The organism is Streptomyces sp. NBC_01260, from assembly GCF_036226405.1.
GTDB lineage: Bacteria > Actinomycetota > Actinomycetes > Streptomycetales > Streptomycetaceae > Streptomyces > Streptomyces laculatispora.
The window spans coordinates 4,739,767-4,756,086 of record NZ_CP108464.1; the positions used below are offsets into that span (position 1 = coordinate 4,739,767).

At 68.9% G+C, this 16,320-nt stretch carries 10 protein-coding genes and 3 pseudogenes; 10 read left to right on the forward strand and 3 right to left on the reverse strand.

Translation table 11 applies throughout. From position 1 onward, the window contains the following. Positions 1-137: 137 nt before the first annotated feature. From OG322_RS21270 to OG322_RS21285, 4 genes are all read left to right on the forward strand, one after another. Positions 138-1,877 (forward strand): N-acyl-D-amino-acid deacylase family protein, encoded by a 1,740-nt coding sequence (locus OG322_RS21270; protein WP_123459941.1) that lies wholly within the window; start codon positions 138-140, stop codon positions 1,875-1,877. Then, the gene (locus OG322_RS21275; RefSeq protein WP_329306801.1) at positions 1,874-3,346 is read left to right on the forward strand and encodes an aldehyde dehydrogenase family protein; all 1,473 of its coding nucleotides are present in this window, start codon (positions 1,874-1,876) and stop codon (positions 3,344-3,346) included. The genes OG322_RS21270 and OG322_RS21275 overlap by 4 nt, the downstream gene beginning before the upstream one ends. Positions 3,347-3,647: 301 nt before the next feature. Beyond that, complete coding sequence (locus OG322_RS21280; protein ID WP_329306802.1) at positions 3,648-5,054, forward strand: MFS transporter; 1,407 nt, start codon at positions 3,648-3,650, stop codon at positions 5,052-5,054. A gap of 192 nt (positions 5,055-5,246) precedes the next feature. Then, entirely contained in the window at positions 5,247-6,536 is a 1,290-nt protein-coding gene (locus OG322_RS21285) for an eCIS core domain-containing protein (RefSeq protein WP_329306803.1), read from the forward strand. Between the two features lie 29 nt (positions 6,537-6,565). Here the strand turns inward: OG322_RS21285 and OG322_RS21290 are convergent, their stop codons facing one another. Continuing rightward, entirely contained in the window at positions 6,566-8,089 is a 1,524-nt protein-coding gene (locus OG322_RS21290; protein ID WP_329306804.1) for a CehA/McbA family metallohydrolase, read from the reverse strand. Between the two features lie 241 nt (positions 8,090-8,330). Here OG322_RS21290 and OG322_RS21295 point away from each other — a divergent pair, with 241 nt between their 5' ends. Then, positions 8,331-8,948 (forward strand): DinB family protein, encoded by a 618-nt coding sequence (locus tag OG322_RS21295; RefSeq protein ID WP_329307754.1) that lies wholly within the window; start codon positions 8,331-8,333, stop codon positions 8,946-8,948. Positions 8,949-9,057: 109 nt separating this feature from the next. Here OG322_RS21295 and OG322_RS21300 read toward each other — a convergent pair whose 3' ends face one another. Then, positions 9,058-9,366, reverse strand: coding sequence for an immunity 53 family protein (locus OG322_RS21300; protein WP_123465949.1), 309 nt, complete (start codon positions 9,364-9,366; stop codon positions 9,058-9,060). A gap of 69 nt (positions 9,367-9,435) precedes the next feature. Here OG322_RS21300 and OG322_RS21305 point away from each other — a divergent pair. From OG322_RS21305 to OG322_RS21320, 4 genes and pseudogenes are all read left to right on the forward strand, one after another. After that, positions 9,436-9,642, forward strand: a pseudogene (locus OG322_RS21305) (helix-turn-helix domain-containing protein); the annotation flags it as partial. Between the two features lie 668 nt (positions 9,643-10,310). Further along, a complete protein-coding gene (gene ltrA, locus OG322_RS21310; RefSeq protein ID WP_329306099.1) occupies positions 10,311-12,092 on the forward strand; it encodes a group II intron reverse transcriptase/maturase in 1,782 nt (593 codons plus the stop codon). Between the two features lie 72 nt (positions 12,093-12,164). Then, positions 12,165-13,079: pseudogene (locus tag OG322_RS21315) on the forward strand (IS630 family transposase); the annotation flags it as partial. Positions 13,080-13,186: 107 nt separating this feature from the next. After that, positions 13,187-14,506 carry an IS630 family transposase gene (locus tag OG322_RS21320; RefSeq protein WP_221198154.1) on the forward strand — a complete coding sequence of 440 codons (1,320 nt, stop codon included), beginning with the start codon at positions 13,187-13,189 and terminating at the stop codon, positions 14,504-14,506. A 36-nt stretch (positions 14,507-14,542) separates the two neighbouring features. Here the strand turns inward: OG322_RS21320 and OG322_RS21325 are convergent. Then, positions 14,543-15,675, reverse strand: a pseudogene (locus tag OG322_RS21325) (IS630 family transposase). 86 nt (positions 15,676-15,761) lie between these two features. On the opposite strand from OG322_RS21325, the gene OG322_RS21330 reads away from it, so the two are divergent. Next, entirely contained in the window at positions 15,762-16,280 is a 519-nt protein-coding gene (locus OG322_RS21330; RefSeq protein WP_123459710.1) for a proline dehydrogenase, read from the forward strand. Positions 16,281-16,320 lie beyond the last annotated feature (40 nt).

The following is a 16,320-nucleotide window of genomic DNA, read 5'->3' on the forward strand; positions in this document are numbered from 1 at the left end:
CGCGAGCCGGGGTGCGTACCGCGGCCGTACGCACCCCGGCGCACCAACCACCCCCACCACCACCTCACCCCCCCCGCCGAGCAGGCGCGACCACCACCGAGAAGGCGCTACACCACCACCGAGAAGGGGACCCCGTCATGCTCGACCACCTCATCCGCGGAGCGACCGTCGTGGACGGCACCGGCGGACCCTCCTACCTCGCGGACATCGGTATCCGCGACGGCCGCATCGCCGTCATCGCGGAACCCGGTACGGCCCCCGGTCCCGCCGCGACCACCGAGGACGCCACCGGCCTCGTGCTCGCACCCGGCTTCGTCGACCCGCACACCCACTACGACGCCCAGCTCTTCTGGGACCCGTACGCCACCCCGTCGATGAACCACGGCGTGACCACCGTCGCCGGGGGCAACTGCGGATTCACCCTCGCCCCGCTCCATCCGGACCGGCCCGAGGACGCCGACTACACCCGGCGCATGATGTCGCGGGTCGAGGGCATGGCCCTCAAGGCCCTGGAGGAGGGCGTCGACTGGAGCTGGTCCAGCTTCCGCGAGTACCTCGACGCCCTCGACGGGCGGATCGCCGTCAACGCCGGGTTCATGGTCGGGCACTGCGCCCTGCGCCGTCACGTGATGGGCCCCGCTGCCGTCGGCGGACAGCCCACCCCCGCTCAACTGGACGCCATGCTCGCCCTGTTCCATGACGCGATGGATGCCGGGGCGTGGGGCCTGTCCACCACTCAGTCCTCCACCCATGCCGACGGCGACGGACAGCCCGTCGCCTCCCGGCACGCGCTGCCCGAGGAACTCCTCGCACTCTCCCGGGCCGTCGGCGAGCACGAGGGCACCCAGATCGAGGCGATCGTCGCGGGCTGCCTCGACCAGTTCTCCGACGAGGAGATCGACCTGTTCGTCGACATGACGGCAGCCGCCGGGCGCCCGCTCAACTGGAACGTCCTGACCATCGACGCCGCCGTCCCGGAGCGGGTTCCGCGCCAGCTGGTCCCCAGCGAACGCGCCCGCCGCGCGGGCGGCCGGATCGTCGCGCTCACGATGCCGATCCTGACCCCGATGAACATGTCGTTCGGCACGTTCTGCGCCCTCAACCTGATCCCCGGCTGGGGCGACATCCTGTCCCTGCCCGTCCCCGAGCGCATCGAGCGGCTCCGCGACGCGGACACCCGGACCGAGATGCTGCGCCGGGCCAACAGCAAGGAGGCGGGCGTCTTCCGCCGCCTCGCGAACTTCGGCCGGTACGTCATCGGGGACACCTACAGCGCGGCCAACGAGGGCCTCGGCGGGCGGGTCGTCAACGACATCGCCGCCGAGCGCGGGCAGGACCCCTTCCACTGCCTCGTCGAGATCTGCGCGGCCGACGAGCTGCGTACGGTCCTGTGGCCGATGCCCACCGACAACGACCCCGACTCCTGGGCGCTGCGGCAGCGGACCTGGGAGCACGAGGACGTCATGCTGGGCGGCTCCGACGCGGGCGCCCACCTGGACCGGATGTGCGGCGCCCCGTACACCACCCGCTTCATCGGCGACTGTCTGCGCGGCCGCAAGCTCGTCCCGCTCGAAGCGGCCGTCAAGATGCTCACCGACGACCCCGCGCGCCTCTTCGGCCTGCGCGACCGCGGCCGCATCGAGGAGGGCTTCCACGCCGACCTCGTGCTCTTCGACCCCGAACGCATCGACGCGGGCCCCGCCACCCTCGTCCACGACCTGCCCGGTGACAGCCCCCGGCTCGACTCCAAGGCCCTGGGCATCGTGTCGGTCCGGGTCAACGGGGTGGAGACGCTCCGCGACGACAAGGTGACCGGCGCGGTTCCGGGTACGGTGCTGCGCTCCGGACGCGACACCCGGACGGTGAGCACCGTATGAGCGTCGACCGGTCCCATGAGCAGCGGCTGTTCATCGGCGGTGAGTGGACCGAGCCCGCCGACGGTCACTACGAGGTGATCAACCCGGCCACCGAGGACGTCGTCGGCCTCGCCCCCGAGGCGAGCCGCGCGCAGGTGTACGAGGCGGCCGCCGCCGCCCGGGAGGCCTTCGCCACCTGGTCCCGGACCCGCCCCGAGGAACGCGCCGCGATCCTCGACCGCGCCGCCGGCCTGATGCAGCGGGACTTCGCGGCCAACGCCGCCCTGGCCCAGGCGGAGAGCGGCGCCACCACCGGCACGGCGCGCGGGATGCAGGTGGCCGTCGGCGCCGCCCGGTTCCGGCGGTACGCGAAGGGCGCGCTGGAACCGGTGGAGGAGGCGGTACCGCCGCAGATCAACGAGGCCGGGCCGATGGGCCGGGCCGGGATCTTCGGGGCGCTCGCCGTCCGTCAGCCCGTGGGCGTCGTCACCTGCATCACCTCGTACAACAACCCCTGGGCCAACCCGGCCGGCAAGATCGCCCCCGCGCTCGCGATGGGCAACACGGTCGTCGTGAAGCCCGCACCGCAGGACCCGCTCTCCGTCTACCGGATGGCCGAGGCCCTCGCGGAGGCGGGTGTACCGGCGGGCGTCGTCAACGTCGTCAGCGGTTCGAGGGCCGAGGTGGGCGAGGCGGCCGTGGACTCGCCCGACGTCGACATGGTCAGCTTCACCGGCTCCACCTCGGTCGGGCAGCGCATCGCCGAGGTCTGCGGCCGGTCCATGAAACGGCAGCTGATGGAGCTGGGCGGGAAGGGCGCCGCCGTGGTGCTCGACGATGCCGACCTCGACTCGGCGGTGGCGGGCATCGGCACCACGTTCTCCTTCTACAGCGGTCAGATCTGTACGGCTCCGACCCGCGTCCTGGTCCAACGGGGCGCCCATGACGCCCTGATCGAGAAGCTCACGGGGTATGCCGGGTACCTGACGGTCGGCGATCCGACGGCGAAGGGCACCGTGGTCGGCCCGGTCATCTCCGCCGCCCACCGGGACCGCATCGAGTCGTACGTCGAACTGGGCCGCAAGGAGGGGGCCCGGATCGTCACGGGCGGCGAACGCCCCGCGCCGACCGGCCGCGGCTTCTACGTCGCGCCCACGCTGCTGGCCGACTGCACGCCGGACATGCGGGTCGTGCGGGAGGAGATCTTCGGCCCGGTCGTGGTGGTCGTCCCCTTCGACGACGAGGAGGAGGGCATCGCGCTGGCCAACGACAGCGACTACGGACTGATCGACTACGTCTGGTCCGGCGATGTGGCCCGCGCCTTCCGCGTCGCCCGCAGGCTGCGGGCGGGCGGGGTCGGCGTGAACACCATCGGCCGGAACATGGAGGCCCCGTTCGGCGGTTTCAAGCGGAGCGGTGTCGGACGCGATGTCGGCTCGTACGCCCTGCACGCGTACAGCGAACTCCAGGCGATCGTCTGGCCGGGCTGAGCCCGCGTCCGGCCGTTCCGGTACCCGCCGTCCCGCCCGGCCCACGCCGGCCGGGACCAGGGCCGCCCGGCCGGGGGCGCGTAGGACGAGCTCGTTCCCACGGGCAGGAACAGGTGCGTGAACAGGTGCGTGAACAGGGGCGTGATCAGGGGCTTTGACAGGGGCGGGGCGAGACGCCGAGCAAGTATCTCGCCATCAAGTATCTTGACATCGAGAATGACTCGCGGCAGGCTTCCCCCGGTCTGCGGGGCCGCAGAGCTGTTGATGCCGAGGTATCCGGGGGTGGGCGGTGCGACGCACCATGAGGGACAGGGGTGCGCGGGCGCCGAGGGGCGGGCCGGGGCTGCTGACGCAGTTGCGCAACCCGCCGGGCGGCCGGGACGCCCGGATCATGCTGCTCGCCCTGTCCGTCGACCGCACCGGATCGGGGCTGTGGGCGGCGTCGTCGGTTCTGTACCTCACCTTCGTGACGCATCTGAGCGCTCAGCAGATCGGTGTACTGCTGGGGGCGGCCGGGGTGGCGGGCATCGCCGGTTCACCCCTGGCCGGACGGCTGGCCGGCCGCCTCCCGCTGCGTCCGCTGCTGATCGGCTGCCATCTGCTCCGGCTGGTGACCCTGACCCTGGTGCTGCTGTGCTCGGGCTTCGAGGCGCTGCTGCCCGTCGTCGCCGTCACCTACCTGGGGGACAGGGCGGCGAAGACGCTGGAGATGCTGTTCGCCACCCGTGCGGCGGGTGAACGGCGCGCGGCCTACCAGGCGTTGTCCCGCAGCGCCGCCAACGCGGGCTACGGGGTCGGCGCCGGGATCGCGGCCATCGGCCTGGCCGTGGGCACCACGGACGCCTATCGCGCCCTGATCCTCGGCAACGCGCTGTCCTTCGTCGTCGCCGCGGTGCTGGTGTGGCGCACGGGCGAGCTGCGGGAGGCGACGGTCCAGGTGGCACGGGCGACGGCGGTCGCTGGGACCGCATCGCCGGAGACCGCGTCCCCGCAGGCCACGCACCCGGGAGGAACATCGTCGCGGACCGCGTCGAAGGCCGCCGTCGAGCGTGACTCCGCCCGGCCGAAGAGCCCTTGGCGGGACCGGGGCTACCTCCGGTTCGTCCTGCTCGACATCCCGATGAACCTCGACGACTCCGTCCTCGGCGTCGGCCTGCCGCTGTGGCTGGTGAACCGCACCTCCGCACCGCACGCCCTCGTACCGGCCTTCCTCGTCATCAACACCGTGCTGGTCGTCGTGCTGCAACTGGCCGTGTCGAAGCGGGCCGAGGGCCCGCACCGGACGGTCCGGGCACTGCTGGTGTACGGCGGCCTGATGTTCGCGTGCTGCGCGCTCCTGGCCGCCGCCACCCGGTGCGGGACCTGGACGGCCGCGGCGGTCCTGCTCGCCGCGGCGGTGCTGGTCACCCTGGCGGAGCTGATGCGGTCGGTGAGTTCATGGGAGCTGGCCGTCCTGTTGGCGCCCCCGGACGCGAGGGCTGTCTATCTCGGGGTGGCGGGCATGTCGCAGTCCATCCAGAAGTCCGCCGGGCCCCCGCTGCTGACCGGCGTGGTGATGGCTGCCGGACCGGCGGGATGGCTGGTGCTCGGCACGGTGGTCGCGGGGCTGGCGGTGGTGCAACGACGCGCCTGTGCCCAGCGGTTCCGTACCCTCGCGGCACCCGCCCCGGACCGCGCGCGGCCTGCCGGGCAGGTCCGGCTGGAGTAGCGCGGGTTCCCGGGCCCTGCGGACACGGCGCAGCGCCGCCCCGGCGGGCAGGCAGCCTGCCGCGCGCGGGGTCCGCCGGGCCGAGCGGTGTCCGAGGAGTGCAGCAGGGGTGCCCCCGTACCGCCCCGGGCGCCCGTTGGCCGACCGGGCCCGACGCGGTATCAATGGGAGGGACCGATGGCTGGAGGCCCCGTGCCCGAGCACGAGCAGGAACGCCGCACCACCCGAGCCCAGCGTCCACGACCGCAGGACCGCGAGTCCGACCGGCCGCCCGGTCCGGTCGCGGCACCGGGGTCCGCCGCGGAGATGGCGGTGCTGCAGCGAACCGTGGGCAACGCCGCGGTCGCCCGGATGCTCGCGGACCGCCCCGTTCAGAGGTCGGCGGTGCACGACGTGCTGGGCACGACGGGCCGCCCGCTCGAACAGCCGGTGCGCGAGGACATGGAGGCCAGGTTCGGCACGGACTTCTCAGATGTCCGGCTGCACACGGACGCCACCGCCCAGCGCTCCGCCGCGGAGATCGGTGCCCGCGCGTACACGTCCGGCAACCACATCGTCCTGGGCGGCGCGAAGACCGACGAGCACACCCTCGCCCACGAACTGACCCATGTGGTCCAGCAGCGTTCGGGGCCGGTGGCGGGAACGGACGACGGGACCGGGCTGAAGGTCTCGGACCCCTCCGACCGCTTCGAGCGGGCGGCGGAGGCCAACGCGCACCGGGTCATGGCCGCACCGCGTCCGCATGCCACCACCGAGGCCGGGGTGCAGCGCAGCACCGGGGGCGCGGCACGGGACCACGCCGCCGTGCAGCGGGCTCCGGCTGCCGCCGGGCCCGCGCCGGCCCTTGGCGCCGCGGTCCAGAGCGACGAGAACGCGGAAGGGGTCTGCGGCTACTTCTCCCGGGTGCGGGAGTGGGAGATCGCCAACCCGCAACAAGGAGTGATCATCCAGAAGGTGACCAGGGACTTCGCCGTGGAGCGGCACACCGGCCAGGGCTGGTCCCCGATCGACGGGCCGGGGCTGGACACCTACGTGAAGACCGGCGGGACGGTCAACGGGAGCGAGCTCCAGTACTGGGAGTTGTGGGTGGTCGGCGCCGACGGCACCATCAGCGACGGGGGCCACGACACCTTCGGCATGACCTCGCTGATCGAGAGCGACGCCCAGTTGCACAACACCACCCGGGGTTCTTTCACCATCAGTGGCGAGGCGCACTTCTACGCCACGGCGCAGGCCCCGACGGCCATGGGGTTCCAGCCCTCCGGGGCGGTCTCGGCGGGCGGCCTGTTCAGCCGCACCACCGATCCGCAGTCGGAGCTGGCCGCCCTCGGCATGACCCCGGCGGGCGGGCCGGTCCGGTACACCGCCCGGGCCAGCTGGGACAGCTCGGACCGGCGGACCCCCGCGGTGGCGGCCAAGCCCAGGACCACCGTGTACACACCGAAGTCGGCGTGGAGCCAGGTGCAGGAGAGCACGGCCTGATCCGGACGAAAGGGCCCGGGGTCTTTCGCCTAACCCTCCAGGAACACCGGATTGGTCAGTGCCGCCAAAGCCCCGGGCAGCCCCGCCACCGCGGCCGGGTGCCGGACCTCGGCCCGGACATAGGCGGCGTAGGCGGGCGTCGTACGCCACTCCACCGTCCCCGTGCCCGACGTCGGGAGCACCGCGGTGAACAGCGTCCCCTGGTCGGTGACGAAGTGCGCGGTGCAGTCCGGCACCCCGGTGACGTCGAGCCGGACGGTGACGGGGGTGCCGTCCCCCTCGACCCGCAGCCGCTCACCGATCCCGGCATGGCGCCCGCGCCCGCCGGAGGCGCCGAAGGACAGGCTGACGGCGGACGACTCGGCGATGTAGGAGCGCCCGGCGCGGATGCCCGTCACGATCGCCTCGCGCGACAGGTCGTCGGCCAGCACGACGGTCTGCGGGAGCCCGATCCGGTCCGGCTCCCGGTGCGCGTCGCTGTTGCCCATCGCCGGAATCCACGGCTTCGACGAACGGGTGGCCGCCACGAGGGAGTTGTCCCACTCGGCCAGGGCGATCTCGTCCTCCGGGGTGTACGCCCCGTTCCACACCTCCACCGCGTCGGCCTCGCCGAGGCCGAACTTCCAGTGGCAGCCGATGCAGGTGGCGTGCGGATGGGCGGGCACGACCAGGCCGCCCGCCCGGCGGACGGCCTTCGCGTAGCGCCCGAACCGGTTGTCCCGGGCCCGGTAGCGCCAGTCGACGAACGTCCCCGGGTCGGTGGCGAGCGCGAGCACGTGCCCGTTGCGGGTGGTGACCTCCTCGCCCGTGAGGACGAGCAGATCGTCACCCCACAGCCCGTCCCACGCGCCGTGCGCGGACGTGGTGTTGTGCTCGCTGCTGTTGATGAAGTCGAGCCCGGCCGCGCGCGCGGCGGCCGCGATCTCGGCCGGGGTCCGCTTGCCGTCCGAGTGGACGGAGTGCAGGTGGCAGTCCCCGCGATACCAGGCGCGCCCGCGCCCCCTGGCGCGCTCCGGCGGATACACGGGCCGCGGCGTGGCCGCGGTGGGCCCGGGGCGCAGGGTGACCGTCACCTCGTACGGCAGCCCCTCAGGGGCGACGGTGTAGGGGCCCAGCGCGATGTGCCAGGTCCCGGCCCGAACCGGTCCCGCGAGATAGCCGGGGGTCGCCTCGTCGGCCCGGATGAAGAAGGTGCCGCGCGCGCCGCCGGACCACCCCCGGAACCCCGGCCCGCCCAGCTCCGTGCCGCGCTCGTCGAAGATGCCGATGTCGAGGGCGTTGCCCTGCGTCCCGGCCGGGACGGGCGTCTTCTCGTACGTGTACGAGACCGCGATCTCGGCGACCCCGCGTGGGACGTCGACCGGCAGATACACGTAGTCGGGCGACCCGGCGGGCAGGACACCCCGCACGGTGCGGGTCCGGGGGCCGCCCTCGTCGGCGTCGGCGAAGCTCACGGTCCCCCACGTTAGGGCGGTGGCGGCCGTACCGACGACAAGGCCACGCCTGGCGATCGGGCGGTGTGCGGGATGCGGTGCGGGAATCGGTTCGGGCATGTGGGCGCTCCCCGGGGTGCGGTGGGCCGAGACGAGTGTGCGTACCGACACCGTGGCGGGGGGCGATGAATGCCGTGTGAACGCGGGGAGTTCGGGGCGGGACGGGAGGCCGGGGCCACAGATCCCGCTCGGCGTTGATCACGGCCGCCGGCGTTGCCCGGCCGGTACCGTGGCTGCCGGTCTCACCGGTACCCGCAACCCGCTCCCTCGCGGGAGTGAAGGACACGTGATGAGCAGTCAGATCGAGATACCCGCACGCCTGGTGCCGCTCCTGGACCAGTTCGACTTCGGTTGCGAGCGCCTGCTCGGCCGTATCGAGGGGCCGGTGGTGGACAGCGGCAACGGAGTGGAGGTCGAAGCCACCCCCATGACTGACGCGGAGTACCTCTGGGAGCCGGTGCCCGACTGCTGGTCGGTCCGCCGTCAGGTGGACCGGCCGGGAGCAGGCGCCACCGCGCTGGTGGGGGCGGGTGACTGGGGCCGGGACTCGGCGGACTCGCCGCACCCGGTGCCGCCGCCCTTCACCACGATCGCCTGGAGGCTGACCCACCTCGGTGAGATGCTGGCCGTCCGCGCCGATCACGCCGGCGGTACCCGCACGCTCACCAAGGGCGACTACCGGGTGAGCCCTGACGCCGCCGGGGCGATCGCGGGCTTCTCGGCCGCCGCCGCGGCCTGGCGCGAGGCCCTGCTCGCCGCCGACGAAGTCGTGCTCGACAGGATCGGCCACTGCACGTACCCGCACGGCAGTGACGCGGAAGAGCCGTTCATCGACATCGTCTGGTGGGTGAACCGGGAACTTCTGCACCACGGAGCCGAGATCGCCCTGCTCCGCGACCTCTACCGGTACCGGTCGTAGGGAGCGCTTCGCGGCGCTCGGGCAGGCCGCCGCGGCCGGGGCGGCCTGGGTTCCTAGTGCTCTGACCGCAAAGGTTCACCGGTTTGGGTATCTCCGGCCCTGCACCCGCTCAGGAGGCGGTCGTTGTTGCCCAGGTTCGGAACAGGGTGAGGGCCTCGGTGAGGTTTCCGGGACCGCACGCGGCGTGGAAGGTCTTCTCAGCTATCCAGGTGCGGACCCAGTCCTGCGTGCCGCGGTTGACCTCCTGGAGGTTGTAGTCGCGTCCTTCCAGGTCCGTCTCCGTCAAATCGATCTCGATGGTCCAGCCGGGATTGTCGAGCGTGGCAATCTTCACGCCCCACTCGTGCTCCCAGTCGCCGTCGCACTGCTGCGTGTACCAGTTCTGCAGCCAGTCGAGAAGGGACTCCGAATCGCTCATGGCAGGAGATGCTAGGCGAGTCGCGCGCCGGGTTCGGGCGGGACTGGTCCGTCCTGCAGGGGAGAAGCGATGGCGGAACCGGTGCGAGTACGCAGACTGACCGACCAGGAGGGGCAACGACTGCAGCAGATCGTGCGCCGGGGCAGCACCAGCTCGGTGCGCTACCGCCGCGCGATGATGCTGCTGGCGTCGGCCGGCGGGAACCGGGTGCCGGTCATCGCCCAGCTCGTGGCCGCTGACGAGGACACCGTGCGTGATCTCATCCACCGCTTCAACGGTGCGACGTGAGGTCGCACATTCCAAGTGAGAGAGGCAAGGGAAGGGAGCCGCTCTTCCGGTCGGTGATCAAGGACCGGTCCCCGACCCCGGGCGCGACGCTGGTAACGGCGTGGTGCTGAGCCGGGGTAGTTGCTCAAGGAGACTGCGGGGCCACCGCGGACTTACAAGCAGGGGAAGCCCAGCAGGACGAACGAGAGTGAACCCTTGTATTTACGGCTCGTAAGGTGGACGCCGCGTCTGTGGTCTGTAAACGGCGGCGGAAGGACTGGATGTTGCAAAGCATCAGGCGGCCTCGGTGTTCGTTATCGCCGAGGCGATGATCACCGCTTGTCCCGGGTCATAGAGGGCGTGCTCGCTGGGTGCAACTTGGATGTGTGGAACACGGTAACCCCGTAGTGGTCCGGAGGGTTATCCGGTAAGCCCGAGGCAACGAGGGCCCAACTCCGCTGCGGGAACAGGAAGATTCGAGAAGCGAATGCCGCTGGGGCGAAAGCTCAGAGGAAAGACCGGATAGACGAGACTTCCCTCGCCGGTTATAACTCGGTGGATACCGGGCCCCGTGCTCGGACCCGAAAGGGTGCAGACGCGAATCTGGTGGACCTTTGAAGTGAAACTGAACAGCAACCCGAACAGTGCTGCAAGTTAGATGCAAAGGAGGTGGGAGGATGAGCCGAAAAAATACGTGTGACGCCTCGCGCGTCCCGGCAAACGGAGGCATTGACGCGGAACTATCAGCCTACTGGCACAGTATCGACTGGGCCGGGGCTGAACTACGCGTAAGGCAGCTCAGGCAGCGAATCTTCAAGGCGGCAAATGCTGGAGATCTGAAGAGGGTTCGAAATCTTCAGAAGCTCATGCTGCGATCTCACGCGAACACGTTGGTCAGTGTGAAGCGAGTGACGCAGACAAGCTCCGGCAAGGCTACGGCGGGGATAGATGGAGAGCGTGCCCTGAATCCGAGGGACCGGGCGAGGCTAGTACGGCAAATAAGTGCCGAGTCCGGGCTCGAAGTCATGCCCGTCAAGCGTGTATACATCCCTAAGGCCAATGGGAAAGTGCGGCCACTTGGCATTCCGGTGATCCGGGATCGAGTCCACCAGGCCCGCGTGAAGAACGCGCTGGAGCCTGAGTGGGAGGCACGGTTCGAGGCCAGGAGTTATGGGTTCAGACCGGGCCGAGGCTGCCATGACGCGATCGGGTTCATTTTCAATGTGGCCTCGAAGAAGGCGTCCAGGAGGCTCTGGGTGCTGGATGCGGATTTGGCGGCAGCGTTCGATCGCATCAACCATGAGCGCCTGATGGAGGCGGTCGGCACGTTTCCCGGGAGGGAGGCAGTCGAGCGCTGGCTGAAGGCGGGGGTGATGGACAGGGGGAGGTTCGCGCCGACGGAGGAGGGCACTCCGCAAGGCGGCGTGATCAGCCCGTTGCTGCTGAACATCGCTCTGCACGGGATGGCGACGGCTATCGGGGCGGATGTCGACCCGACAAGTCGGGCGGGCGTAAGGAACCCGCCCCCTGCGCTGGTGAGATATGCGGACGACTTCGCGGTGTTCTGTGCCACGGAGGAACAGGCAGGAAAGGTCAGGAGACAACTGGGCCTTTGGCTGGCGCCGAAGGGGTTGGCCTTCAATGACGAGAAGACCCGCGTGGTCCACGTTGATGACGGATTCGACTTCCTCGGATTCAATATCCGAAGGTATCAGGGAAAGCTGATCATCAAGCCGAGCAGGGGTGCCGTGGAGAAGGCGCGGCGCAAGATCAAGGAGATCGTCCGGGATGGGCGGGGCGAGTCGGTGGATTCTTTAATCCGGCAGCTCAATCCTTTCATCAAAGGATGGGCGACCTACTATCGTACCGTTGTGTCAAGTGAGATATTCCATAATCTTGACGACTATGTCTTTACCGCCTTGCGGAGGTGGGGCATAGCAGGCCACAGGAACAAAAGCTGGCGATGGATTGCCCACCGCTACTGGGGCCAGTTCAAGAGTGGCAGCAAGGACAAGTGGGTATTCGGGGATCGCCGTAGCGGCCTCCATGTCCACAAGTTCTCTTGGACCAGGATCAGCAGGCATGTGATCGTCAAGGGCACATCGTCCAAAGATGATCCAATGCTGACCGAATACTGGGCGGCACGGAACCAAAAGCGCGGGTTCCCACAGGCGGACAAGAAGTCTCATGTCTGGCTTGCGGCGCGACAGAGGGGACTGTGTACCCAGTGCGGGCTGGATCTGGTTGCGGGGGCGGAATACGAGCCCGACAACGTCCGAGAATGGGCGAGATGGTTCGAATACGGCTCCCGTACGCTCAGCGTCCACCAGAAGACGGGCGCAGGTGCCGCTGGCTCCGCTTGGAAGAATCTCGAACTTCTGCACGCCGGCTGCCATCGGCAGCTCCATGCCGGGAGCCATGAGAATCAAAACAACTGCCGCCCACAGCGGTCTGCTTGAGCCGGATGCGCTTAATGGCGCACGTCCGGTTCTGAGGGGGGCCCGGCGCAGTAATGCGTCGGGCCTACCCGACAGATCGGCCTGGCCTGCCTGGACCCTCAGTGGGCGGGAGGCCGTCCCCGCCTACTCAACGCTGACGACGAGGACTTCGTCATCGCGATGGCCACCACCCGCCCGGTCAAACTAGGCCAGCCCTTCACCCGCTGGTCGATCCGCAAACTTGCCGCCTACTTGCGCAGAGTCCCCGACCGCGTGATCCGCATCGGCCGCGAGGCCCTGCGCATACTCCTGTCGCGACGCGGCGTTACTTTCCAACGCACCAAGACCTGGAAGGAGTCCACCGACCCGCAACGAGACGTCAAACTGGACCGCATCGAGCACGTTCTGGAGCACTTACCAGACCGTGTTTTCGCGTTCGACGAGTTCGGGCCGCTCGGCATCCGCCCCACCGCAGGATCCTGCTGGGCGCCACGAAACCGACCCCAGCGGATCCCGGCCACCTACCACCGCACCCACGGCGTCACCTACTTCCACGGCTGCTACTCCATCGGTGACGACGTCCTGTGGGGCGTCAATCGCCGCCACAAGGGCGCCGCGCAGTCCCTGGCCGCGCTGAAGTCGATCCGCGCTGCCCGGCCCGATGGCGCCCCCATCTACGTAATCATGGACAACCTGTCCGCCCACAAAGGCGCCAAGATCCGGGCCTGGGCGAAGAAAAACCGTGTTGAGCTGTGTTTCACCCCGACCAACGCCTCCTGGGCGAATCCGATCGAGGCCCACTTCGGGCCCCTACGACAGTTCACCCTGGCCAACTCCCACCACCCGAACCACACGGTTCAGACGCGCGCACTGCAGGCATATCTACGCTGGCGCAACACCAACACCCGCCACCCCGACGTCCTCACAGCCCAGCGACGAGAACGCGCCCGAATACGCAGCGAGAAGGGCATGCGCTGGGGAGGACGCCCCCTCGCCGTCGCAGCATGACCTGCAAACCCGGTGAACCTATGCGGTCACAGCACTAGTGTGATGCGCCAGAAATCCTGATGGTTAGTCAGTACCCTGTTGTCATGTCACATCCCGGCCCTTCTGCTGTGAAGATCACGTTGTCAGGGGAAGAGCGTGCCGAGTTGGTGCGCCGGACGGAATGGCCAGACCGGCGCTCGGCCGAGAAGGCTCGGATCCTCCTGGCGTGCGCTGAGGGCATGTCGAACGCGGGTGTCGCACGCGTCGTCGGTGTCCAGGCCAAGACGGTTGGCAAGTGGCGTCGGGCTTTCGCCGCAGAGCGGATGGCCGGGCTTGAGGACGCCGGCTGGATCGGCCGACCCAAGGCCGACCTGGTCCTGAACGAGGCTGAGCGGACGCAGCTGACGCAGTGGGCGCGGCGGGCGAAGACCGCTCAGTTCCTCGCGTTGCGAGCCAAGATCGTGCTGCGCTGCGCGGAGGGCGGGACGAACCAGCAGGCCGCGGCCGACCTCGGCGTCGACAGATCGACCGTGGACCGCTGGCGGGCCCGGTTCATCGCCAAACGCCTCGACGGTCTGCACGACGAGCCCCGCTCGGGTCGGCCACCCTCGATCCTTCTCGACCAGGTCGAAGAGGTCATCGTGGCCACCCTGGAGTCGACCGCGGGCAGAGACACCCACTGGTCACGGGCCTCGATGGCTCAGCGCACCGGCCTGTCGAAGTCGACCATCGGCCGGATCTGGAAGAAGTTCGACCTCAAGCCGCACCTGCAGGACTCCTTCAAACTGTCCACCGACCCGCAGTTCGTCGCCAAGGTCGTCGATGTCGTCGGTTTGTACCATCACCCGCCCGAGAAGGCGGTCGTGCTCTGCGTGGACGAGAAATCCCAGATCCAGGCCCTGGACCGCTCACAGCCGGTCCTGCCGATGATGCCGGGCATGCCCGAACGCCGGACCCACGACTACTACCGGCACGGCATCACCAGCCTGTTCGCCGCCTTCAACATCACTGACGGCACCGTCATATCTCAGCTTCACCGCCGCCACCGCGCGATTGAGTTCAAGAAGTTCCTGATCCGGATCGACAAAGCGGTGCCCGTCGGGCTCGACGTCCATCTCGTCTGTGACAACTACGCCACCCACAACACCGCCGAGATCAAAACCTGGCTGGGCAAACACCCCCGCTTCCACATCCACTTCACTCCGACCGGCTCCTCCTGGATGAACCAGGTCGAGCGGTGGTTCGGCCTACTGACCGACAAGCTCATTCGCCGCGGCGTCCACAGGTCCGTGAAGGCCCTGGAGGACGACATCACCGCATGGATCGACACCTGGAACGAGAACCCAAGGCCCTTCACCTGGACCAAGACCGCCGACGAGATCCTCAACTCCCTCGCCGATTACCTCGCCAAGGTCGGAACCGATAGCCAGCAGACAGGGCAGAACTAACCATCAGGATTTCTGGCGCATCACACTAGTGCCGCATCAGGCAACGTTCGCCCTGCTGACGACTTCGCGTAGGCGTTCATGGGTGGCGTGCTTGTTCCGCCAGATTATGTAACGGCGGATCATGCTGCCCTGGGCCTTGTGGCTGGAATGGTCGGTGCCGTCGAGGGCGAAGTACCGCAGGGCGGTGAACTGGGCCTCGATCCGGTTGAGCCAGGAGCTGTTGGTCGGGTGTAGGAGATCTCGACATTGTTCGCCGAGGCCCAGGCCCCGACCCGCTGGCACCGTTTCGTCGTCAGGTGCGGTGAGTAGTTGTCGCAGACGATCGCGATGCGCACGTCCGTCGGGTGAAGCGAGCGCAGGTAGCGGCAGAACTCCAGGAACTTGGAGCGGTTCTTGGTCTTCTTGATGTGACCGTAGAGCTGGTCCTTGGCGAGGTCGTAGGCGGCGAACAGGTGCCTCACCCCGTGCGGGCGGGTGTAGGTCGCCCGCCGGCGGGGCCGGGGCTCACGTTTGGGGTCCTTGTGCTGGCCGCCGCGTTCGGCCCACTGCCGGCCGGGATGAGGCTGGAGATTGAGCGGCCCGAACTCGTCCAGACAGAAGACGACTTCGGGCTCGTCGTCGTCGGGTATGACCTCGCCGTCGGCGATCGAGTAGAGGTGCTCGACACAGGCCTTCTTGGCCGCGTAGTCAGGGTCGCGTGAGGTCTTCCAGGTCTTCACGCGTTGAAAGGAGACGCCTTCCTCGCAGAGCATGATGCGCAGCCCCTCGTGGCTGATCTCGTCGACCACCCCCTCGGCGGCCAGGAAGTCGGCCAGCTTGGCCAGGCTCCAGGTCGAGAACGGCAGGCCGTGCTCAGCCGGCTTGGACTTGGCAATCTTCTTGATCTCCCGACGCTCGGGCAGCGAGAACGTCCTCGTCCGTCCGCCCTTGTATTTTGGGTAGAGCGAGTCGAAGCCGCCCGTGTTGAAGTTGTGGATCACATCGCGGACCCGGTCCGCGCTGGTGAACGTCACCTCGGCGATCTTCGCGACAGGCATGCGCTGGGCGGACAACAGCACCATCTGGGCCCGCCGCCAGGTCACTACCGACGCGGCGCTCCGGCGGACGATCCGCAGCAGCCGCCTGCCCTCGTCGTCATCGATCTCACGGACCTGCACGCGTTCAGCCACGTGATTATTCTGACTGCCCGCTTCCAGACCATGCCGGGCCGCAGACCTGGCTGCTGACGGTTCAGAAGAAGAGGCAAAATGGAATCATGGATGCTGGGATCGCCGCGCTACTCGGCGCCGCCGTAGGTTCTTTCGCCACCATCGGCGCGGCGATGGTGAACGGGCGTGCTACCGCACGCTCGCAGTTTCGCCAGTCGCGTAGGCAGCATCGCAGGGACGCCTACGCGAACTACCTCGGTGCTCTTCACGATCGAGACATCGCCATGGACGCGGTGTTGGGCGCACTCCAGCCAGGGACTCCTGACCTGCTGGATGTGGACGAGAAGGTCCACCGTTTCGTCGAGCTGGCGCGGGACGTCCACCGTGCCGTTGAAGTTGTCAGTCTTGAAGGTCCGCCTTCGATAGTGGAAGCGGCCGACCGTGTGGCTCACGCATCCGGCGACCTCTCCAACGTGATGCGGCGCATGGTGAAGAACGCCCATTCAGGAGACTCCTCCCAGAAGGTGGTGGACACCGCTCTCGCCGCCGAGCGAGAGCACGCCCTCTACCAGGCCGTGAAGGGCTTCCGCGCGGCAGCTGGCGATGTCCTCGGCAATGCGAACTGACCACTCCGTCCTTGCGCCACCAGGGCGACACGCCTCACAA

Coding starts and splice junctions, on each gene's coding strand:
- OG322_RS21300 (WP_123465949.1), bottom strand. CDS start 9,366: ATGAGCGATTCGGAGTCCCTTCTCGACTGGCTGCAGAACTGGTACACG.
- OG322_RS21330 (WP_123459710.1), top strand. CDS start 15,762: ATGGATGCTGGGATCGCCGCGCTACTCGGCGCCGCCGTAGGTTCTTTC.
- OG322_RS21275 (WP_329306801.1), top strand. CDS start 1,874: ATGAGCGTCGACCGGTCCCATGAGCAGCGGCTGTTCATCGGCGGTGAG.
- OG322_RS21290 (WP_329306804.1), bottom strand. CDS start 8,089: ATGCCCGAACCGATTCCCGCACCGCATCCCGCACACCGCCCGATCGCC.
- ltrA (WP_329306099.1), top strand. CDS start 10,311: ATGAGCCGAAAAAATACGTGTGACGCCTCGCGCGTCCCGGCAAACGGA.
- OG322_RS21280 (WP_329306802.1), top strand. CDS start 3,648: ATGAGGGACAGGGGTGCGCGGGCGCCGAGGGGCGGGCCGGGGCTGCTG.
- OG322_RS21270 (WP_123459941.1), top strand. CDS start 138: ATGCTCGACCACCTCATCCGCGGAGCGACCGTCGTGGACGGCACCGGC.